Annotated in this window: 17 protein-coding genes and 1 tRNA gene; 6 read left to right on the top strand and 12 right to left on the bottom strand. The window is 71.0% G+C overall.

Going from position 1 to position 20,096, the window contains the following annotated elements:
* Positions 1–38 precede the first annotated feature (38 nt).
* A complete protein-coding gene (locus tag KUM40_RS08860; protein WP_217164728.1) occupies positions 39–869 on the top strand; it encodes a trans-aconitate 2-methyltransferase in 831 nt (276 codons plus the stop codon).
* Positions 866–1,237 (top strand): VOC family protein, encoded by a 372-nt coding sequence (locus KUM40_RS08855; protein ID WP_217164727.1) that lies wholly within the window; start codon positions 866–868, stop codon positions 1,235–1,237. Before KUM40_RS08860 ends, KUM40_RS08855 begins: the two co-directional genes overlap by 4 nt.
* A 61-nt stretch (positions 1,238–1,298) precedes the next feature.
* Here the strand turns inward: KUM40_RS08855 and KUM40_RS08850 are convergent, their stop codons facing one another.
* From KUM40_RS08850 to KUM40_RS08840, 3 genes are all read right to left on the bottom strand, one after another.
* Entirely contained in the window at positions 1,299–2,474 is a 1,176-nt protein-coding gene (locus KUM40_RS08850; protein WP_217164725.1) for a CaiB/BaiF CoA-transferase family protein, read from the bottom strand.
* Between the two features lie 138 nt (positions 2,475–2,612).
* The gene (locus KUM40_RS08845) at positions 2,613–3,290 is read right to left on the bottom strand and encodes a TetR/AcrR family transcriptional regulator (protein ID WP_217164723.1); all 678 of its coding nucleotides are present in this window, start codon (positions 3,288–3,290) and stop codon (positions 2,613–2,615) included.
* Positions 3,287–4,300: a fatty acid desaturase gene (locus KUM40_RS08840; RefSeq protein WP_217164721.1), complete on the bottom strand. Its 1,014-nt coding sequence runs from the start codon at positions 4,298–4,300 to the stop codon at positions 3,287–3,289. The genes KUM40_RS08845 and KUM40_RS08840 overlap by 4 nt, the downstream gene beginning before the upstream one ends.
* 397 nt (positions 4,301–4,697) lie before the next feature.
* Here KUM40_RS08840 and ppc point away from each other — a divergent pair, with 397 nt between their 5' ends.
* Entirely contained in the window at positions 4,698–7,433 is a 2,736-nt protein-coding gene (ppc, locus tag KUM40_RS08835; RefSeq protein WP_217164719.1) for a phosphoenolpyruvate carboxylase, read from the top strand.
* A 136-nt stretch (positions 7,434–7,569) separates the two neighbouring features.
* On the opposite strand, the gene KUM40_RS08830 is transcribed toward ppc, so the two are convergent.
* The 7 genes from KUM40_RS08830 to KUM40_RS08800 form a co-directional block, all read right to left on the bottom strand.
* On the bottom strand, positions 7,570–8,079 hold the full coding sequence (locus KUM40_RS08830) for a hypothetical protein (RefSeq protein ID WP_217164717.1): 510 nt from the start codon (positions 8,077–8,079) through the stop codon (positions 7,570–7,572).
* 52 nt (positions 8,080–8,131) lie between these two features.
* Complete coding sequence (pth, locus tag KUM40_RS08825) at positions 8,132–8,734, bottom strand: aminoacyl-tRNA hydrolase (protein WP_217164715.1); 603 nt, start codon at positions 8,732–8,734, stop codon at positions 8,132–8,134.
* A 91-nt stretch (positions 8,735–8,825) separates the two neighbouring features.
* Entirely contained in the window at positions 8,826–9,422 is a 597-nt protein-coding gene (locus KUM40_RS08820) for a 50S ribosomal protein L25/general stress protein Ctc (protein WP_217164713.1), read from the bottom strand.
* A gap of 242 nt (positions 9,423–9,664) precedes the next feature.
* Positions 9,665–10,639: a ribose-phosphate diphosphokinase gene (locus KUM40_RS08815; protein WP_217164711.1), complete on the bottom strand. Its 975-nt coding sequence runs from the start codon at positions 10,637–10,639 to the stop codon at positions 9,665–9,667.
* A 134-nt stretch (positions 10,640–10,773) separates the two neighbouring features.
* Positions 10,774–12,222, bottom strand: coding sequence for a bifunctional UDP-N-acetylglucosamine diphosphorylase/glucosamine-1-phosphate N-acetyltransferase GlmU (gene glmU, locus KUM40_RS08810; RefSeq protein ID WP_217164710.1), 1,449 nt, complete (start codon positions 12,220–12,222; stop codon positions 10,774–10,776).
* Between the two features lie 117 nt (positions 12,223–12,339).
* A tRNA-Gln gene (locus tag KUM40_RS08805) sits at positions 12,340–12,411 on the bottom strand.
* Between the two features lie 14 nt (positions 12,412–12,425).
* Complete coding sequence (locus KUM40_RS08800) at positions 12,426–13,289, bottom strand: hypothetical protein (RefSeq protein ID WP_217164708.1); 864 nt, start codon at positions 13,287–13,289, stop codon at positions 12,426–12,428.
* A gap of 134 nt (positions 13,290–13,423) precedes the next feature.
* On the opposite strand from KUM40_RS08800, the gene KUM40_RS08795 reads away from it, so the two are divergent.
* Entirely contained in the window at positions 13,424–14,743 is a 1,320-nt protein-coding gene (locus KUM40_RS08795) for a sensor histidine kinase (RefSeq protein ID WP_217164706.1), read from the top strand.
* 31 nt (positions 14,744–14,774) lie between these two features.
* On the opposite strand, the gene KUM40_RS08790 is transcribed toward KUM40_RS08795, so the two are convergent.
* A complete protein-coding gene (locus KUM40_RS08790; RefSeq protein WP_217164704.1) occupies positions 14,775–15,269 on the bottom strand; it encodes an SUKH-3 domain-containing protein in 495 nt (164 codons plus the stop codon).
* Positions 15,270–15,339: 70 nt separating this feature from the next.
* Positions 15,340–15,870 carry a YwqJ-related putative deaminase gene (locus KUM40_RS08785; RefSeq protein WP_217164702.1) on the bottom strand — a complete coding sequence of 177 codons (531 nt, stop codon included), beginning with the start codon at positions 15,868–15,870 and terminating at the stop codon, positions 15,340–15,342.
* 311 nt (positions 15,871–16,181) lie between these two features.
* Here KUM40_RS08785 and KUM40_RS41140 point away from each other — a divergent pair, with 311 nt between their 5' ends.
* Together KUM40_RS41140 and KUM40_RS08775 are read left to right on the top strand one after the other, a co-directional pair.
* On the top strand, positions 16,182–17,177 hold the full coding sequence (locus KUM40_RS41140; protein WP_217164701.1) for an SMI1/KNR4 family protein: 996 nt from the start codon (positions 16,182–16,184) through the stop codon (positions 17,175–17,177).
* A gap of 7 nt (positions 17,178–17,184) precedes the next feature.
* Entirely contained in the window at positions 17,185–19,932 is a 2,748-nt protein-coding gene (locus tag KUM40_RS08775) for an SUKH-4 family immunity protein (protein WP_217164699.1), read from the top strand.
* Positions 19,933–20,096 lie beyond the last annotated feature (164 nt).

Below are 20,096 nucleotides of genomic sequence, written 5' to 3'. Positions count from 1 at the left end.
GGGTACCCGTCCCCGTACGGCCACCTCCTGGAGGCTCCATGCCCGCCACCGCCCCCACCTGGGACCCCGCCCAGTACCTGCGCCACGCCGGGCACCGCGCCCGCCCCTTCACCGACCTCCTCGCCCGGGTCCAGGACCTCCCCGCGGACCCGCCCCGCATCGCCGACCTCGGCTGCGGCCCCGGCAACGTCACCGTCCTGCTCGCCGACCGCTGGCCCACCGCCCGCATCACCGGCTACGACAACTCACCCCAGATGCTCGAACGCGCCCGGCAGCACGCCGGCCCCACCCCCGGCGGCGGCCACCTCGACTTCGCCCCCGCAGACGCCCGCACCTGGACCCCCGCCGAACCGTGCGACCTCCTCGTCAGCAACGCCACCCTCCAGTGGATCCCCGGCCACGCCGACCGCTTCCCCGACTGGATCGACCACCTCACCCCCGGCGGCACCCTCGCCCTCCAGGTGCCCGGCAACTTCGACGCCCCCAGCCACCGCCTGCTGCGCGAACTCGCCCACTCCCGCCGCTGGCACGGCCGCCTCGACGGCGTCCTGCGCCACGACGACGCCGTCCTCACCCCCGAGGCCTACCTCGCCCACCTCACCGGCACCGGCTGCACCGCCGACGTGTGGGAGACGACGTACGTCCACCTGCTGCCCGGCGAGGACGCCGTCCTCGACTGGGTGAAGGGCACGGGACTGCGCCCCGTACTCGCCGCGCTCGACGACGACCCCGAGGCCCGGGACGCGTTCGTCGAGGAGTACCGCAACGTGCTGCGCGCCGCCTATCCCGCCGGGGCACACGGCACGCCGTTCCCCTTCCGCCGCGTCTTCGCCGTCGCCCGCAAACCGGAGGCGGCGACAGGCCGGTGATCGCCGGCCTCGACCACGTGCAGCTCGCCGCGCCGCCCGGCTCCGAGGAGCGACTGCGCGCCTTCTACACCGGCGTCCTCGGCATGACCGAGATCCCCAAGCCGCCCGCCCTCGCCGCCCGCGGCGGCTGCTGGTTCGGGGCCGGCCCGGTCCAGCTCCACCTGGGCATCGTGACGAACGGCTTCCGGCCCGCCCGCAAGGCCCACCCCGGGCTGCGCGTCACCGCAATCGAGGCGTACGCCGCCCGGCTGGAGGCCCGCGGCACGCCCGTCACCTGGGACGACGACCTGCCCGGCCACCGCCGCTTCTACTGCGCGGACCCCGTCGGCAACCGCCTGGAGTTCCTCGAACCGGACGAACGGCCCTGACCCGGCGGCAACCGACGGCGCTCACGTCACGCCCTGCGACCCCGGCGGCAACCGGCCGCGCTCACACCACGCCCTGCGCGACGAGCGCGTCGATGGCCTCGCCGGACAGGCCCAGGTCGCCGAGCACGGCCCGGGTGTGCTCGCCCAGCGCCGGTACCGCCCCCATGCGGGGCGCGCCCCCGGTCGGGCCGGGCGGAGCCAGCCCCGGCACGGGACCCGCCGGCGTCGGCACCTCGTGCAGGCGACCGCGCGCGGCGAGCTGCGGGTGGTCCCACACCTCGGCGAGCGTGTTCACCCGCGCGTTGGCCACCGGCACCGCACCCAGCAGCTCGATCGCCGCGGCACTGGTCAGCTCCGCGAACCGGGCCGCGATCAGCCCGCCCAGCGCCTCCCGGTGCGTGTTGCGGTCCGCGTTGGTGGCGTAGTCGGGATGCTCGGCCAGCTCCGGACGGTCCAGGAAACCCGCGCAGAAGCCACGCCACTCGCGCTCGTTCTGCACCGCCATCATCACGACCCTGCCGTCACCCGCAGTGAACGGCCCGTACGGGTAGATCGTCGCGTGCGCCGCGCCCGCCCGCGGCGGCGGCTCGGCACCGTCGAAGGAGTAGTACAGCGGAAAGCCCATCCACTCCACGGTGGCTTCCAGCATCGACACGTCCAGATGCGTGCCCCGCCCCGTCCGGCCCCGTTCCAGCAGCGCGCCGAGGATCGAGCTGTACGCGTACATCCCGGCCGCGATGTCCGACACCGGGATGCCCACCTTGGCCACCTCGTCCGGCGCACCCGTGACCGACAGCAGCCCCGCCTCGGACTGCACCAGCAGGTCGTACGCCTTGCGGCCCGCGTACGGCCCCGGCGCGCCGTAGCCGGAGATGTCGCACACGATCAGCTCCGGATGCCCGGCCCGCAGCTCCTCGGCACCCAGGCCGGCCCGGGCCGCGGCGCCCGGCGCCAGGTTCTGCAGGAAGACGTCGGCGCCCGCGATCAGCCGGCCCAGCAGCTCCCTGCCCCGGGGATCCTTGAAGTCCAGCGTGAGGGACTCCTTGTTGCGGTTGACCCACACGAAGTGCGAACTCAGCCCCCGCACCCGGGTGTCGTACGCCCGGGCGAAGTCCCCCGCCCCGGGACGCTCCACCTTGATGACCCGGGCGCCGAGATCGGCGAGCTGACGGCTCGCGTAGGGAGCGGCGATCGCCTGTTCCAGCGAGACGACGGTGATTCCGCGCAGCGGCTGCATGTGGTGTGTTCCGTTCCACGCTCTCGACGCGTTGGCGGTGCGCTGGGGGTGCGCTGGGGGTGCGCGGGGAGTGCGCTGGGGGTGCGCTGGAGGGGTGTCGTGCAGGTCAGGCCGGCTCCGGCCCCCCCGGGGACGGCCCTAGCTCTTGCGATGACCCATCAGCCGCGGCTTCGGCTCCAGGCCGTCCAGGCCGTGCCACGCCAGGTTCACCAGATGCGCCGCCACCTCCGCCTTCTTCGGCTTGCGCACGTCCAGCCACCACTGGCCCGTCAGCGCCACCATGCCGACCAGCGCCTGCGCGTACAGCGGGGCAAGCTTGGCGTCGAAGCCGCGGCTCTTGAACTCGCGGCCCAGGATGTCCTCCACCTGGGTGGCGATGTCCGAGATGAGAGAGGCGAAGGAACCCGTCGACTGCGGGATCGGGGAGTCGCGGACCAGGATGCGGAAACCGTCCGTGTACTCCTCGATGTAGTCAAGGAGCGCGAAGGCCGCCTGTTCGCACAGCTCACGCGGGTGGCCGGCGGTCAGGGAGCTCGTCACCATGTCCAGGAGCCGCCGCATCTCGCGGTCCACCACCACCGCGTACAGCCCCTCCTTGCCGCCGAAGTGCTCGTACACCACCGGCTTGGAGACCCCGGCCTTGGCCGCGATCTCCTCCACCGACGTGCCCTCGAAACCCCTCGCCGCGAAGAGGGTCCGGCCGATCTCCAGCAACTGCTGGCGGCGCTCGGCACCGGTCATCCGGGTGCGACGTGCGCGCCGCGGCTTCTCGTTGCTTGGGGTGCTGCTGGAGTCGGTCGCCACGGCGTCAATCATGCAGCCTTCGCCGCCTCCTTCCGGCGGCGGGCACCGTCCTGATCCGTGTTGCGGCGCGAATCGATACGCGAGCGTGACGGCCAGCGCACGTCGTACGCCCACCCGAGCCGCTCGAACCAGCGGATCAGCCGGGCGGAGGAGTCCAACTGCCCACGCATCACCCCGTGCCGCGCCGACGTCGGGTCCGCGTGGTGCAGGTTGTGCCAGGACTCACCGCAGGACAGCACCGCCAGCCACCACACGTTGCCCGAACGGTCCCGCGACTTGAAGGGGCGCTTGCCCACGGCGTGACAGATCGAGTTGATCGACCACGTCACGTGATGCAGCAGCGCCACCCGGACGAGCGAACCCCAGAAGAACCCGGTGAACGCACCCCACCAGGACATCGTGACCAGCCCGCCGATCAGCGCCGGCAGAGCCAGCGACACCACCGTCCACAGGATGAACTGGCGGGAGACCGCGCGCAGCGCCGGATCCCTGATCAGATCCGGCGCGTACTTGTCCTGCGGCGTCTGCTCCTCGTCGAACATCCAGGCGATGTGAGCCCACCACAGGCCCCTCATCAGGGCAGGCACCGTCTCGCCGTACCGCCACGGCGAATGCGGATCGCCCTCGTCGTCGGAGAACTTGTGATGCTTGCGATGGTCGGCCACCCAGCGCACCAGCGGCCCCTCGACCGCCATCGAGCCCGCGATCGCCAACGCGATCTTCAACGGCCGCCTCGCCTTGAAGGAACCGTGGGTGAAGTGGCGGTGGAAGCCGATGGTGATGCCGTGGCAGCCCAGGAAGTAGAAGAAGACCAGCAGCCCCAGGTCCAGCCAGCTCACCCCCCAGCCCCACGCCAGCGGCACCGCCGCCACCAGCGCGAGGAACGGAAGAGTGATGAACAGCAGCAGCGAGATCTGCTCCAGCGACCGCTTCTGCTCACCACCCAGCGTGGCGGAGGGCGCGGGATCGCCGCCGGGCGGCGGCTGCGGAGCGTCCGGGATCACATCGGAACTCGAGGTCATGCGTGTCCCCTGTGGGATCGAGGGTGGGGTCGGGGGTTGGGGCCGGGGGTTGGGGCCGGGGTGAGGCGGAAGTGGAGCGGGAGTGGGTCGGGAGTGGGGCGAGGGCGGGGCCGGGGGTGTCCGGTTGCCCGGCTGTCCGGCGCCGGGCTTCGGGAACCGGCGCACGGATTTCTACGCTTCCGTAACCCACGGCGACGTAAGTATGACAGTGCGTGGCCGCGCGGCAGAGCCCCAGAGCCTGCGCGTCCTGACCGACACCTATCCTGGAAGCCGGTCGGACAGCGCGGTCCGCTCTGATTACTTCCCGGACGTCCGGCCCGGTAAGCGGCTCCCGCCGCGCGAGACGGCCGTCCGGGTTCCCTCCAGACGAGCTTCAACACTGCAAGGAGCCGCACCTGTGAGCAGTGCCGACGACCAGACCACCACGACCACCAGCAGCGAGCTGCGTGCCGACATCCGCCGACTGGGTGACCTCCTCGGAGAGACACTCGTCCGGCAGGAGGGCCCCGAGCTGCTGGAACTCGTCGAGAAGGTACGCCGACTCACCCGCGAGGACGGCGAGGCCGCCGCCGAACTGCTGCGCGGCACGGAACTGGAGACCGCCGCCAAGCTGGTCCGCGCCTTCTCCACCTACTTCCACCTCGCCAACGTCACCGAACAGGTCCACCGAGGCCGCGAACTGGGCGCCAAGCGCGCCGCCGAAGGCGGACTGCTCGCCCGCACCGCCGACCGCCTCAAGGACGCCGACCCCGAACACCTGCGCGAGACCGTCCGCAACCTCAACGTGCGACCCGTCTTCACCGCACACCCCACCGAGGCCGCCCGCCGCTCCGTCCTCAACAAGCTGCGCCGCGTCGCCGCCCTCCTGGACACCCCGGTCAACGAATCCGACCGCCGCCGCCTCGACACCCGCCTCGCCGAGAACATCGACCTCGTCTGGCAGACCGACGAACTCCGCGTCGTCCGCCCCGAGCCCGCCGACGAGGCCCGCAACGCCATCTACTACCTCGACGAACTCCACGCCGGCGCCGTCGGCGACGTCCTCGAGGACCTCACCGCCGAACTGGAACGCGCCGGCGTCAAGCTCCCCGACGACACCCGCCCCCTCACCTTCGGCACCTGGATCGGCGGCGACCGCGACGGCAACCCCAACGTCACCCCCCAGGTCACCTGGGACGTCCTCATCCTCCAGCACGAACACGGCATCAACGACGCCCTGGAGACGATCGACGAGCTGCGCGGCTTCCTCTCCAACTCCATCCGCTACGCCGGCGCGACGGAGGAACTCCTCGCCTCCCTGAAGGCCGACCTCGACCAGCTCCCCGAGATCAGCCCCCGCTACAAGCGGCTGAACGCCGAAGAGCCTTACCGGCTCAAGGCCACCTGCATCCGGCAGAAGCTCGAGAACACCAAGCAGCGCCTCGCCAAGGGCACCGCCCACGAAGCCGGCCGCGACTACCTCGGCACCGCCCAGCTCATCGACGACCTGCGCATCGTCCAGAGCTCCCTGCGCGAACACCGCGGCAGCCTCTTCGCCGACGGCCGCCTCGCCCGCACCATCCGCACCCTCGCCGCCTTCGGCCTCCAGCTCGCCACCATGGACGTCCGCGAACACGCCGACGCCCACCACCACGCCCTCGGCCAGCTCTTCGACCGACTCGGCGAGGAATCCTGGCGCTACGCCGACATGCCCCGCGAGTACCGCACCAAGCTCCTCGCCAAGGAACTGCGCTCACGCAGGCCCCTGGCCCCCACCCCGGCACCCGTCGACGCCCCCGGCGAAAGGACCCTCGGCGTCTTCCAGACCGTCAAGCGCGCCCTCGAAGTCTTCGGACCCGAGGTCATCGAGTCCTACATCATCTCCATGTGCGCGGGCGCCGACGACGTCTTCGCCGCGGCCGTGCTGGCCCGCGAGGCCGGACTCATCGACCTGCACGCCGGCTGGGCCAAGATCGGCATCGTGCCGCTCCTGGAGACCACCGACGAGCTCAAGGCCGCCGACACCATCCTGGAAGACCTCCTCGCCGACCCCTCCTACCGGCGCCTGGTCGCCCTGCGCGGCGACGTCCAGGAGGTCATGCTCGGCTACTCCGACTCCTCCAAGTTCGGCGGCATCACCACCAGCCAGTGGGAGATCCACCGCGCCCAGCGCCGCCTGCGCGACGTCGCCCACCGCTACGGCGTACGGCTCCGCCTCTTCCACGGCCGCGGCGGCACCGTCGGCCGCGGCGGCGGCCCCACCCACGACGCGATCCTCGCCCAGCCCTGGGGCACCCTCGAGGGCGAGATCAAGGTCACCGAACAGGGCGAGGTCATCTCCGACAAGTACCTCATCCCGGCCCTCGCCCGGGAAAACCTGGAACTCACCGTCGCGGCCACCCTCCAGGCCTCCGCCCTGCACACCGCGCCCCGCCAGTCCGACCAGGCCCTCGCCCGCTGGGACGCCGCCATGGACGCCGCCTCCGACGCCGCCCACACGGCCTACCGGGCGCTCGTCGAGGACCCCGACCTGCCGACGTACTTCCTGGCCTCCACACCCGTCGACCAGCTCGCCGACCTGCACCTGGGCTCACGCCCCTCCCGCCGCCCCGGCTCGGGCGTCTCGCTCGACGGACTGCGCGCCATCCCGTGGGTCTTCGGCTGGACCCAGTCCCGGCAGATCGTCCCCGGCTGGTACGGCGTCGGCTCCGGCCTCAAGGCCCTGCGCGAAGCCGGCCTGGACACCGTCCTCGACGAGATGCACCAGCAGTGGCACTTCTTCCGCAACTTCATCTCCAACGTCGAGATGACCCTCGCCAAGACCGACCTGCGCATCGCCCAGCACTACGTCGACACCCTCGTCCCCGACGAACTCAAGCACGTCTTCGACACCATCAAGGCCGAACACGAACTCACCGTCCGCGAAGTCCTGCGCATCACCGGTGAGAACGAACTCCTGGACGCCGACCCGGTCCTCAAGCAGACCTTCACCATCCGCGACGCCTACCTCGACCCCATCTCCTACCTCCAGGTCGCCCTCCTCGGCCGACAGCGCGAGGCCGCCGCCGCGAACGAGGAAGCCGACCCGCTGCTCGCCCGAGCCCTGCTCCTCACCGTCAACGGCGTCGCCGCGGGCCTGCGCAACACGGGCTGACCCGCGACACCGCAGACATGACGGTGCCCCCGCGCTCACCGGGCGAATCCCAGGAGCGCGGGGGCACCGTCACGTTCACGTCACCCGGTGTACGACGTACGCCATACGCCGTAGCCGTACGCCATACGCCGGGACCTCAGACCGCGAAGAACGCCGCCGTCAGCAACGCCACACCCGCCCCCGCCATCCCCCACGCCACCCGCGTCCGCCGCAACCCACCGGCCACCACCACCGACGCCAGCAACAACGCCCCGCCCCACGGCACCCACGCGTACAGCACCCCGGCCGGACCCGAACGCACCACCTCGTCGCTGCCGGGCTTCACCACCACCGCATACGTCCGGCCCTTCGCCACGGCGACGGAGTCCTCGATGACGACCCGCTCCCGCGCCTGCGACCCCGCCGACACCGGCGAGTACGGCCCACTGCACGAACCCCCGCCGCACCCCGTCACCTCGACCGTGCCCCGCTCCCGCCCCTTGGTCAGCAGCACGTACTGCGCCGTACCCCACGACGCCCACACACCCGCGATCAGAATCAGCGCCGTCACCGTCCCCATCGCCGCGATCCGGCCGAACCGCAGCACGGCGGACGAGCCCTGACGAGGACGGACGGCGGCGGCAGAGGCAGGCATGGCCGGGATCATTGGCCATACCTGCGCGCTCGGTCAACTCACCCACGAACCATCGACGGACAAGTCAGGAGTTGTACGCGGTCTGCGCCCGCTCCAGACCCTCGATCACCAGAGCCTCCACCGCGTCCGCCGCCCGGTCCACGAAGTAGTCCAGCTCCTTGCGCTCCGCCGACGAGAAGTCCCGCAGCACGAAATCCGCCACCTGCATCCGCCCCGGCGGCCGACCGATCCCGAACCGCACCCGGTGATACTCCGCACCCAGCGACTTCGTGATCGACTTCAACCCGTTGTGCCCGTTGTCCCCGCCGCCCAGCTTCAACCGCAGCACGCCGTAGTCGATGTCCAACTCGTCGTGCACCGCCACGATGTTGCCGACCGGCACCTTGTAGAAGTCCCGCAACGCCGTCACCGGCCCGCCCGACACGTTCATGAACGACATCGGCTTCGCCAGGATCACCCGCCGACCGCCCGGCCCCGGCGGACCGATCCGCCCCTCGACCACCTGAGCCTGCGCCTTGCCGTGCCGCTTGAACCGCGCCCCGATCCGCTCCGCCAGCAGATCCGCCACCATGAAACCCACGTTGTGCCGGTTCGAGGCGTACTCGGGCCCCGGATTACCGAGGCCGGCCACCAGCCAGGGAGCGCCCGCGTCCGTCGTCACGTCCATGTCTCCTTACCCAGGACCAGTCCACACATACGGCGTCGGCCGCTGCCCCGCACGGGAACAGCGGCCGACCAAACGATGACGGCAGCGAGGATCAGGCCTCGGCGGCCGTCTCGCCCTCGCCCTCACCCTCGGCGGGAGCCTCCTCGGCCTGCGCCGACAGAACCTGCAGCACCACGGTGTCGCCGTCCACGTCCAGCTTCACACCGGACGGCAGCGCGATGTCCTTGGCGTGGATCGAGGCACCGGCCTCCAGACCCGCCACCGACACGGTGACCTGCTGCGGAATGTGCGTGGCCTCGGCCTCGACCGGCAGCGCGTCCAGGACGTACTCCAGCAGGAAACCACCGGGGGCCAGCTCGCCCTCGGCCTGCACCGGGATCTCGACCGACACGGTCTCGCCGCGCTTCACCAACTGCAGGTCGACGTGCTCCAGGAAGCCCTTGATCGGGTCACGCTGGACCGACTTCGGGATCGCCAGCTCGTTGGTCTTGCCATCGATGTCCAGCGCGATCAGCACGTTCGACGTACGCAGCGCCATCAGCAGGTCGTGACCCGGAAGAGTCAGGTGCAGCGGGTCCGAACCGTGGCCGTACAGCACACCGGGAACCTTGTCGTCACGACGGATACGACGCGCGGCACCCTTACCGAACTCGGTACGCGTCACGGCGGTGAGCTTCACCTCGGGCATGATCACTCCTCGTAGAAAAATCAGGAACGGACGTGGTCACCCGGCCACGAACGGCCTGCTACGAAGAGCGCGTCGATAACGGACAGCCGGCACACGCCCTCAAAACGACGCGTACGGCCTCCCTCGCCGAGCAACTTCAGCAGTCTACTCGGAGAAGAAGGCCGTACCCAAAACGATCAGGCTTCAGGCATCACGATTCACGCTTCACGCAAGCGGCGACGCCCCGCAGACCTGCAGAACGGTTACTGCTCGTCGAACAGGCTCGTCACCGAACCGTCCTCGAACACCTCACGCACCGCACGCGCGATCGTCGGCGCGATCGACAGCACCGTGATCTTGTCCAGCTCCAACTCGTTCGGCGTCGGCAACGTGTCCGTGAACACGAACTCGCTCACCTTCGAGTTCTTCAGCCGATCCGCCGCCGGACCCGACAGCACACCATGCGTCGCCGTCACGATGACATCCTCCGCACCATGCGCGAACAACGCGTCCGCCGCGGCACAGATCGTGCCACCGGTGTCGATCATGTCATCGACCAGAACACAGATCCGGCCCTTCACATCACCGACGACCTCATGCACCGTGACCTGGTTCGCCACGTCCTTGTCACGCCGCTTGTGCACGATCGCCAGCGGCGCGCCCAACCGGTCGCACCAACGGTCCGCCACCCGCACCCGGCCCGCGTCCGGAGACACCACCGTCAGCTTCGAACGGTCCACCTGCGCACCCACGTAGTCCGCGAGCAGCGGCAGCGCGAACAGGTGGTCCACCGGACCGTCGAAGAAGCCCTGGATCTGGTCCGTGTGCAGATCCACGGTCAGAATCCGGTCCGCACCCGCCGTCTTCATCAGATCGGCGATCAGACGCGCCGAGATCGGTTCACGTCCCCGGTGCTTCTTGTCCTGCCGCGCGTAACCGTAGAACGGCACGATGACCGTGATGGAGCGGGCCGACGCGCGCTTCAGCGCATCGATCATGATCAACTGCTCCATGATCCACTTATTGATCGGAGCCGTATGGCTCTGGATCAGAAAACAGTCCGCACCTCGCGCCGACTCCTGATAACGCACATAGATCTCGCCGTTCGCGAAGTCGAAGGCCTTCGTCGGGACAACCCCGACACCCAACTGCTGGGCGACCTCCTCGGCAAGCTCGGGGTGGGCGCGGCCGGAGAAGAACATCAGCTTCTTCTCGCCGGTCGTCTTGATCCCGGTCACAGCACTTTCTCCTCAGAGGTTTCGCAGCTGAGCGTCCAGAACGCCCTCCCGGCTGGCTGCGGGAGGCGTCTCAGCTAGTGGGGTGCGGATGTGCACTTATCACGGTACGCCGTGTTCGACGCGACGGTTTCCGGTCAGTCCTCGCCACCCGCCTCACGGGACACCGCCTCGGCCGCCTTCGCCGCCGCGCTCCCCGGACGCTTCCGAGCCACCCAACCCTCGATATTCCGCTGCTGGCCACGGGCCACGGCCAGCGAACCGGGCGGCACATCCTTCGTGATCACCGAGCCGGCGGCCGTGTAGGCACCGTCCCCGACCGTGACGGGAGCCACAAACATGTTGTCCGAACCCGTCTTGCAGTGAGAACCGACGGTCGTGTGATGCTTGCTCTCCCCGTCGTAGTTCACGAACACACTCGCGGCACCGATGTTCGTGAACTCCCCGATCGTCGCGTCACCCACGTAGGAGAGGTGCGGGATCTTCGTCCCCTCACCGATCGAAGCGTTCTTCGTCTCCACATACGTACCGATCTTGGCCTTCAGACCCAGCCGGGTACCCGGACGCAGATACGCGTACGGACCCACACTCGCCTCCGGACCGACCCGGGAACTGAACGCGACCGTGTTGTCCACCCGCGCACCCGCACCCACCCTGGTGTCCGTGAGACGGGAATTGGGCCCGACCTCGCAACCCTCGGCGAGATGCGTCGAGCCGTGCAACTGCGTACCCGGCTGCACGACCACATCCTGCTCGAACGTCACCGTCACATCGACCCACGTCGTCGCCGGGTCGACAACCGTCACACCCGCCAGCATCGCCCGCGTCAACAGCCGGTCATTGAGGATCCGACGGGCCTCGGACAACTGCACCCGATTGTTGATCCCCGCGATCTCCCGATGATCACCCGCCACCGACGCACCGACCCGGTGCCCCGCCTCACGCAGAATCCCGAGCACATCCGTCAGGTACTCCTCACCCTGACTGTTGTCCGTCCGCACCTTGCCCAGCGCATCGGCGAGCAACCGCCCGTCGAACGCGAACACCCCGGAGTTGATCTCCCGGATCGCCCGCTGCGACTCGGAGGCGTCCTTGTGCTCCACGATCCCGGTGACGGCACCGGACGCCCCGTCCCGCACGATCCGGCCATACCCCGTCGCATCCGGCACCTCGGCCGTCAGCACCGTGACGGCGTTCCCGTCGGCAGAGTGCGTGGCGGCCAGGGCCTGAAGCGTCCCGCCGGTGAGGAGGGGAGTATCGCCGCACACCACGACCACGGTCCCGTCCACGGCACCGCCCAACACCTCCAGACCCATCCGCACGGCGTGCCCGGTGCCGTTCTGCTGCTCCTGGACGGCGGTGCGTACGGCGGGGGCGACCTCGGCGAGGTGCGCGGTGACCTTCTCGCGGGCGTGCCCGACGACGGCGACCAGGTTCTCGGGGTCCAGCTCATCGGCGGCGGCGAGCACATGCCCGACGAGGGACCGGCCGCACAGCTCGTGCAGGACCTTGGGTGTGGCCGACTTCATACGGGTGCCCTCACCCGCTGCGAGAACGACGACGGCTGCCGGGCGAATGGCGCTCACGGGATGCCCTTCGGCTTTGAGGGGGGTGGGGGTGGACATCCGCAGGATACCGGGGTGGTTTGTGGCGGACATGAGTGCGGGCCCTGACCTGGAGGTCAGGGCCCGAACCGAGCACGGCTCCCCCGCCAGGACTCGAACCTGAAATACATCGTCCAAAGCGACGCGTGTTGCCGATTACACCACGGGGGATTACCGGTGGCAGCCTACGCGGTTCGCCGCTTGGCCTCCACCACCATGCCAGACCACCAGCCTTCGATGCGACGGTACAAATCGGCTCCACCGCGGACATCGACGCGGAGGCAGCCGTAGTAGGTCTCGTCAGTGTTCTTGCGGTTCGTGCTGGGGTTGTGCTTCTTCAGCGTCGTCTTGCGAAGCGCTGTCCGTTCAATGCCCACATGGTCTGTCCAGAACTGCTCGGCGCCTGCCACGTCGGCGGTCTCGTGGATCTGCACGGCGAACTTGAGGCGCCCCGGCTCAACGCCGAGCAGGCGCAGCCAGGCGAGGAAGAGCGTGATCATGTCGGGGTCGCTGTTGACGAAGGTAACCCGCTCCTGTCGCCGATATGGCTTGCTCTTGGAGCCTTCGGCCCAGTAGAGACCCACGCCCACCAGGAACAGCTCACGGTCGGTCATTTGCGCGATCTCCTGGGTTGCTGCCCGCTTGGTTCGCTGACGTTCCTCTTCTCGAAGACGCAGCGTCGCCTCCCAGCCGCGCTTGGCGATCGCCGACGCTTCCTCACGTGTCCGCTGCCGTCGCTCCGGCTTCGGCAAGTCCCGTACCCACAGTGAGATCGAACTCTTGCTGCACCCCAGCTCCACCTGGATCTGGTCGTACGTCCAGCCCTGACGCCGTAGCTCCCGTGCCCGCTCCCTCACGTCGTCCTTCGCGTTCGGGCGCTTCGTCCACTCGGGAGGCGGCTCGCCCTCCAGGAGCCGGTTGAGGATGTCGTTGTTGTCGACGTGGAGCCGGTCGCGGATCTGGCGTCGGCTGAGCCCCTCGCGCCGCAGCGCGACCGCCCGCTCCCGCAAGCCCTCGAAGTCCGCGTACTTGTTGTGTGAAAGTGCCATGGGCATACCGTCCGGCCGGAATCCTCGCTTCCGGAGGTGAACGGCCCGGGGTTCACCAGTTCGAGGGATATCGCGTCCTATCGTTTGTCGAAAGTCACCGGAAAAGGGGCGGCGCGCGCCCGTAGGCTGGAGGCATGACCACGACGGGGGAAGACCACGTGCCGGCCCGGGGAGGGCCTTGGTGGTGGGACAGGCGGCGCGGCGCGGTGCTCGATGTGAGCCTCGGTGCCGTGTCCGCGCTGGAGTGCGCGGCGGAGGGGGTTCCGTTCGCGCGGGACGCCGGGATCCCGCTCGCGATGGGTGTGGTGTTCGGGCTGCTGGCCGGTTCGGTGCTGGTGGTGCGGCGGAAGTGGCCGATCGCGGTGGTGCTGGTGGGGATTGCCATCACGCCGGCCGAGATGGGTTTCCTGATGGGTGTCGTCGGCCTGTACACGCTGGCGGCGTCGGAGTTGCCGCGGCGGATCATCGGGGCCCTGGCCGGGATGACGTTCCTGGGGACGTTGATCGTGACGTTCGTGCGGCTGGGGCAGGACATGACGCGGGACGGCCTGGAGCTGGGGGACTGGTTCCTTCCGTTCGCGTCGATCGCGACGTCCCTGGGGATGACCGCGCCCCCGTTGTTGCTGGGTCTGTACGTGGGGCAGCGGCGTCGGTTGATGGAGAGTCTGCGGGAGCGGGCGGACAGCCTGGAGCGGGAGTTGCAGTTGCTCGCGGAGCGGGCGGAGGAGCGTGCGGAGTGGGCGCGTGGTGAGGAGCGGACGCGGATCGCGCGGGAGATGCACGACGTGGTCGCGCATCGGGTGAGTCTGATGGTGGTGCATGCGGCCGCGCTTCAGGCGGTGGCGCGGAAGGATCCGGAGAAGGCGGTGCGGAACGCGGCTCTGGTGGGGGACATGGGGCGGCAGGCGCTGACGGAGTTGCGGGAGATGCTCGGGGTGCTGCGCAGCGGCGGGGACGGTGTGCGTGCGGAGCGGGCGTCGGTGCCGTTGGCGGCGGTGGGGGTGGCCGCGGCGGCGGCGGCCTCGCGGGCGGCGGAGGACGGGGAGCCGTCGCCGGACGGGCCGTCGCTGTCGGAGTTGGATGAGTTGATCGGGCAGTCGGAGGCGGCCGGGATGGTCGTGGACCTGTCCGTGGAGGGGGAGGAGCGCGCGTATGCGGCGGAGGTGGAGTCGACGGCGTTCCGGGTGGTGCAGGAGGCGCTGACGAACGTGCACAAGCATGCGGCGGGTGCGAAGACGTATGTGCGGCTGGCGCATCGGGTCTCGGAGATCGCGATGCAGGTGGAGAACGAGTCGCCGCCTGAGGTCTCGGCGGCGGCGTCGGCGCGGTTGCCGTCGGGTGGCAACGGGCTGGTGGGGATGAAGGAGCGGGTGGCTGCTCTGGGTGGGGTGTTCGTGTCGGGGCCGACCGATGCGGGGGGCTTTCGGGTGTCGGCGGTGATTCCGGCGTCGTAGGCGTGGCGTGGCGTGCCGTCGCGTGGTCGGGTCAGGCGGTGGTGAGGCGGGTGGGCTGGGTGCCGGCGACGAGGGTGGCGAGGGCGGAGTCGATGTCGGGGCCGAGGTACCAGTCGCCGGTGTGGTCGAGGACGTAGACGCGGCCTTCGGTGTCGATGGCGACGAGGGCCTGGCTGTCGGTCTCGGTGCCGAGCGGGCAGGTCCGGGTGTCGAGGGCGCGGCCGAGGTCGCCGAGGGTGCGGGCCATGTGGAGGCCGTGCAGGGGGTCCAGGTGCAGCGTCGCGGGGGCGTTCTGGCGGCCGGGTCCTGTGGGGGCGATGTGGAGGCCGCCGAATTCGGCCCAGGCTTCCACTGCGGCGGGGAAGACCGTGTGGCGGTGTCCCGCGGGTGAGGTGTGTTCGCGCAGGGTGTCGGCCCAGATCTCGGCCTGCTTGATGTCCCAGCGTCCGGGTTGCCAGCCGGCGTCGCGCAGTGCGGCGTCGACGGGGACGGGGAAGCGGGTGGTGGAGGTGCGGTCGGCTTGCATCGGCCCTTGGTTCGTCTCGGTCGTCGGCGTCGGCGTCGGCGTCGGTCGTCGGTCGGCGGTCGGCGGGGTGTCAGTCCTCGTGCGCCGTGGGGTCGACGACGCGGACGCCGAAGTGGGCGCTGAGGGCGGCGCAGGCGCGGCAGGGTGCGGCGAAGGCGCCGTGGAGGGGGTCGCCGTCCTCGCGGATGCGGCGGGTGGTGAGTTTGGCGTGTTTGAGTGCTTTGCGGGCTTCGCCGTTGGTCATGGGTTTTCGTGCGGCGCGTTTGCTGCGGGCGGCGTCGGCGGTGGCCAGGTGCCGTGAGATGAGGATGGTCTCGGCGCAGCGGCCGGTGTAACGGTCTCGTTGGCCGTTGGTGAGGGTGTCGAGGAAGTCCTGGACGAGATGGTGCAGGGCGGGTGGCGCGTCGGCGCGTGTGGCGGTGCCGGTGAGGGTGGTGCCGCGTACGGAAAGGGCGGCGGCGACGGTCGGGAGTATGCCGTCGCGGCGGTGCCGGAGGGTGGGGGCGTGCTGGGCGTCGGTGCTGCTCCAGCCGATGCGGGGATCGCCGCCGCGGGGGTCGTCGGACCGCCCGGTGTCGGGTCCCGTCTGTGTCGCACTCATGATCGTCTTCCCCTCCTGAGCATCCCCCCGAAGGTCACAGAGTGCCAAATCTCGTGGCTGCTGTGGAAGCTGGGGCGTGGCGACACGCCCGGGTATGGGCGGTGTGTCACGAGAGGGTGACGGCTGGTCACGGAAGCGGAGGCGTGGGTGTCCGGTGCGGGGTCCGGTGCCGGTGACCCCTCTCGCCGTACCGCATAGGCTGTCGGCACTGTGCCGTCGGCGCCGCGATCGCGTGCGGTGACCGGACAGGGCAGACAGTGCAGACAGATCAGACAGCAGACAGCAGACAGACGCCGCAGGGGGCAACCGCCATGACGACAGGTCGGCTCGGGCAGCAAGCCGCGCCGCCGAACGCGGCCTATGCCGGGCAGGTCGTGCATTTCCCGGATCCGGTGCGGGCGGCCCGTCACCCGAGAGGGGTACGGATGGATGAGGGCGGTTTCCCGGTCTTCTCGCCGTACGCCCGCGCGGTCGCGGAGATCGCGGATCCGCCGGAGGGGTTCGGCGTCGACGAGCTGCGGCTGACGGACTACGTGTCGGCCAACGCGGCCCTGTCGGCGTCGGGGCACGAGCTGTGGGACACGGTGCCGGCGGTGGCGACACCGCACGGCTGGACGTGGCATCACGCGGCCGGCTCGCGGCGGATGGAACTGGTGCCGGTCGAGGTGAAGGCGCTGCTGCGTCACCACGGCGGGATCTCGACGGCGGCGGTGGACCAGGGCAAGCGGGGCACGCGGCCGTTGCAGGAGACGCGTCCGGCGCACTTCGGTCTGCCGAAGTCGGGTGTCGCCGTCACGGAGCAGCAGGTGCAGGGTGTCGAGGAGGACCTCGGGTACCGGCTGCCGGGCGCGTACCGGTCGTTCCTGAAGGCGGCGGGTGGCTGTGCGCCGGTGGGTACCGCGCTCGACGCGGAGCTGGGGCTGCTGGTGGATCAGCCGTTTTTCACGGTGCGTGAGGAGGCGGCGGTCAATGACCTGGTCTATGTCAACAAGTGTCTGCGGGACCATCTGACGAAGGACTACCTGGGTGTCGCCTTCGTCCAGGGCGGTCTGCTCGCCGTGAAGGTGAAGGGTGAGCGGATCGGTTCGGTGTGGTTCTGCGCCTACGACGATGTGCGAGACGTGGATCCGTCGTGGCCGCCGGCCGATCGCGTGGAGCGGCTGCTGCTGGCCTGTGGTGAGGACTTCGACGCGTTCCTGTCGCGGCTGGCGGGGTCCCCGCCGGAGCTGGAGACGGTGGCGAACCTGATGGTGGACGGCGGTTTCGCGCGTGCGGTGCCCGTGACGTCGGCGTCTGTAGGGGAGTGAGCGGACGATGGTGACGTACGCGAAGGCGCAGGAGCGCGCGGAGGAGTGGGTCAACGGCGAGTTGCCGGCGTACCAGCACCGCGAGGTGCGGGTGCGGGAGTTCGACCTCGGGTTCGTGGTGTGGGCCGAGGACCGGGCGGACGGTCCGCGTTCGGACGGGGGTGCGCAGCGGTTGGTGATCGCCCGGGACAGCGGCGAGGCGACGCTGTGGCCCTCGTTGCCGGTGGGTGAGGTGATCCGCCGGTACGAGGAGGAGTACGGCCGTCCGGAGGAGGCCGCGGCGCCTGTGTCGGCGCCCGCGGCACGGGTGGACCTGAATCAGACGTCGTTTTTGCTGAGTCCGCCGGAGTGGTTGCAGGAGGCGGCGGACAGGATCGGCATTCCGGATCACCGGCGGGGTGACCAGGGCGGTGGTGACACTGGGGGTGCCGGTGGCGCCGGTGGCGCGCTTCCCGAGACGCAGGGCGGTGTGCCGTCGGCTCCCCCTGTGGCATCGGCGGGTGCGCAGGGGAGCGTTCAGGGGAGCGGTGCGGGGTGGCCGGCCGCGGGGGCGAGTGCCGGTGGCTCCGGCGTGGACGCGGGTGTGTCCGGGGCGCCGGGTGCGCCTGCCGGGGCGACTCCGTGGGCGGGGACGGACACCAACGCGGACGCCGGTGAGGACCGTTCCGTACCGTTGCCCCAGACCGTGTTCTCGCCGCCGCTGAGCGGTGATGACGACGACACGCCGCCGCCCTCGGCGACACCGGACGCCAAGACGGCGCTGATGTCGGGCGGCAGCGGGCTTCCGCCGACGGCGCTCTCCCCGGCGCTCGGCGACCCGAACGCGCCGGCCGCGCCAGCATCGCCCGCTGGGCCGGGTACGCCGCCGCCCGCCGGGGCGGGTACGCCGCCGCCCGGGCCGCCGACGCCGCCCGCGGCCCAGCCGTCCGCCGCTTCGGGTGCGCCCGCCACGCCGCCCCGGCCGCTCGCGCCGAACGCCGGGGACATCGCCGACGCCGCGACCAGCAAGGCGGCGCCTCCGCCGCGCCGTGGCGGTGGTGCGGGCGCGCCGCCTCCGCCGAGCGCCCCGGGTGTGCCGGGCGCGCGCCCGGGGAGCACGCCCGCGCCGTCGGGGACTCCCGCGCCGGGTACGCCGCCGCCGGCGGGTGGCTATGTGCCGACGCAACTGGTGTCGTCGCTCGGACCCGAGGGACCGGGCGGCCCGGGCACGCCGCCTCCGCCCAATGCCCCGCAGCCTCCGGCGGGACAGGGACAGGGACAGGGTGCGCCGGGTACACCGCCTCCGCCGAGTGCGCCGGGCACGCCGGGTACACCGCCGCCGAGTGCGCCGGGCGGGATGCATCATGCCGCCACGATGCTGGCCGACCCGGGCCGGACGGGCGGCGGTACCCCTCAGCCTCCCGGGCCCCCCGGGCCTCCCGGCGCTCCGGGTGCTCCTGGTGCCCCCGGTGCCCCTGGTGTTCCCGGCGCTCCCGGTGTGCCGGGTGCGCCTTCCGGGCCGGGTGCGCCGCCGCCTCCGCCGGCCGCTCCCGGGGTTCCGGGTGCGGCGGGACCGCAGGGCTCTTCGGGTGGTGCGGGCGGTGCCGTGCACCATGCGCAGACCGTGCTGGCCTCGCCCTCCGTGGGCGGTCCCGGTGGTATCGGTGCGCCTCCGCCGCCTCCCGGTGCCCCGGGTGTCCCCGGTGGTGCGCAGCCCATGCCGCCCGGTGCCGTGCCGCCGCCGGGGCAGCCCGTGCCAGGTCAGCCGCCGGCGTACGGTTATCCGCCGCAGCCCGCCGGTCAGCCGACCGTCGGTCCCGGCTACCAGGCCGTGCTGCGCTACCGCGCGCAGGACGGTTCCGAGCAGCAGCTCATCCGGCGTTCCGCGCCGGGTACGCCGCACCCGGAGTGGCAGATGTTCCACGAGCTGCGCTCCATGAACGTGCCGCCGGACCAGGTGCTGGAGCTGCACACGGAGCTGGAGTCGTGCGAGCTGCCGGGTGCGTACTGCGCGCGGATGATCCGGGAGCAGTGGCCGCAGGCGCGGATCACCTCCATCGCGCCGTACGGCCTTGACCACGCGAGCCGGCAGCAGGGCATGCAGCAGTTGCTGGCGCACCAGGGCGAACTGCACCAGGTGGCCGACGGCCCGGCGCGCCCGGCGCCGGCGCGTGCTCCGCTGCCGCAGGTGCAGCCGGCGCCGCCGGTTCCGCCGGAGGCCATCGGGCAGGAGCTGGGCGGTGCCTTCGGTCCTGGGGTCTTCCGGTTCGAGCAGGCCGCGGTGTCGCGGCAGGGTGTGCCGCCGGTCGTGGCGCACACGCTGGTGGCCGCGGGGCTGCCGTCGGACATGGGTCCGTTCTTCTGGGCGCAGGCCCAGCCGGGGCGCCCGGTGCCGACGCTGGCGGAGCTGGCAGCCGAGCGGGGCGTGCAGCCGGCCTCGGACGCGGGGTCGTACCTCGTCGTGGGCAGTGACTTCGGCCGGGCGATCTGTGTGCAGTACGGCACGGCGGCCATCGTGGCGGTGCCGGTGGAGGCGGGTCCGGGCGGTGCGCCCGTGCCGCCGCAGTTCGTGAACACGGGGCTGCCGGAGTTCGCGCGCTGCCTGGCGCTGCTGGGCCGGATGTGGCGGCTCAGGTTCGGTCTGAACCAGGAGCAGGCGGGCCGTTGGACGGTGGACTTCCAGGCGCAGTTGGCCGCGCTGGACCCGGCGGCGCTCGGCTCGCCCGAGAGCTGGTGGTCGGTGCTGCTGGAGCAGATGTGGGACGGGCTGCTGTGAGGCGCTCGCGCCGCTGACGTGTCCGAGGGGCGGGGCCCGGTCGACCTGTGAGGGCGACCGGGCCCCGCCCTTTGTGTGCGGTGTGTCGGATTATGAGGGCTTACGTCCGATCCATAAAGTCGGTTAAGTCCATTTAGTGCGGCAGGTTCACCACAGGGGTGTGA

Origin of the sequence: Streptomyces sp. AC512_CC834, assembly GCF_019049325.1 — a bacterium.
Taxonomy (GTDB): domain Bacteria; phylum Actinomycetota; class Actinomycetes; order Streptomycetales; family Streptomycetaceae; genus Streptomyces.
Note: the sequence above shows the minus strand (reverse complement) of the source record. Positions and strands in the feature narration are given on the sequence as shown.

What these genes read in the sequence shown, in the direction of transcription:
- KUM40_RS41140 (WP_217164701.1), top strand. Translation starts at nt 16,182, where the DNA reads ATGACGACAGGTCGGCTCGGGCAGCAAGCCGCGCCGCCGAACGCGGCC.
- KUM40_RS08850 (WP_217164725.1), bottom strand. Translation starts at nt 2,474, where the DNA reads ATGCAGCCGCTGCGCGGAATCACCGTCGTCTCGCTGGAACAGGCGATC.
- KUM40_RS08790 (WP_217164704.1), bottom strand. Translation starts at nt 15,269, where the DNA reads ATGCAAGCCGACCGCACCTCCACCACCCGCTTCCCCGTCCCCGTCGAC.
- KUM40_RS08840 (WP_217164721.1), bottom strand. Translation starts at nt 4,300, where the DNA reads ATGACCTCGAGTTCCGATGTGATCCCGGACGCTCCGCAGCCGCCGCCC.
- KUM40_RS08820 (WP_217164713.1), bottom strand. Translation starts at nt 9,422, where the DNA reads ATGCCCGAGGTGAAGCTCACCGCCGTGACGCGTACCGAGTTCGGTAAG.
- pth (WP_217164715.1), bottom strand. Translation starts at nt 8,734, where the DNA reads ATGGACGTGACGACGGACGCGGGCGCTCCCTGGCTGGTGGCCGGCCTC.
- KUM40_RS08860 (WP_217164728.1), top strand. Translation starts at nt 39, where the DNA reads ATGCCCGCCACCGCCCCCACCTGGGACCCCGCCCAGTACCTGCGCCAC.
- KUM40_RS08775 (WP_217164699.1), top strand. Translation starts at nt 17,185, where the DNA reads ATGGTGACGTACGCGAAGGCGCAGGAGCGCGCGGAGGAGTGGGTCAAC.
- KUM40_RS08845 (WP_217164723.1), bottom strand. Translation starts at nt 3,290, where the DNA reads ATGATTGACGCCGTGGCGACCGACTCCAGCAGCACCCCAAGCAACGAG.
- KUM40_RS08830 (WP_217164717.1), bottom strand. Translation starts at nt 8,079, where the DNA reads ATGATCCCGGCCATGCCTGCCTCTGCCGCCGCCGTCCGTCCTCGTCAG.
- KUM40_RS08795 (WP_217164706.1), top strand. Translation starts at nt 13,424, where the DNA reads ATGACCACGACGGGGGAAGACCACGTGCCGGCCCGGGGAGGGCCTTGG.
- KUM40_RS08785 (WP_217164702.1), bottom strand. Translation starts at nt 15,870, where the DNA reads ATGAGTGCGACACAGACGGGACCCGACACCGGGCGGTCCGACGACCCC.
- KUM40_RS08800 (WP_217164708.1), bottom strand. Translation starts at nt 13,289, where the DNA reads ATGGCACTTTCACACAACAAGTACGCGGACTTCGAGGGCTTGCGGGAG.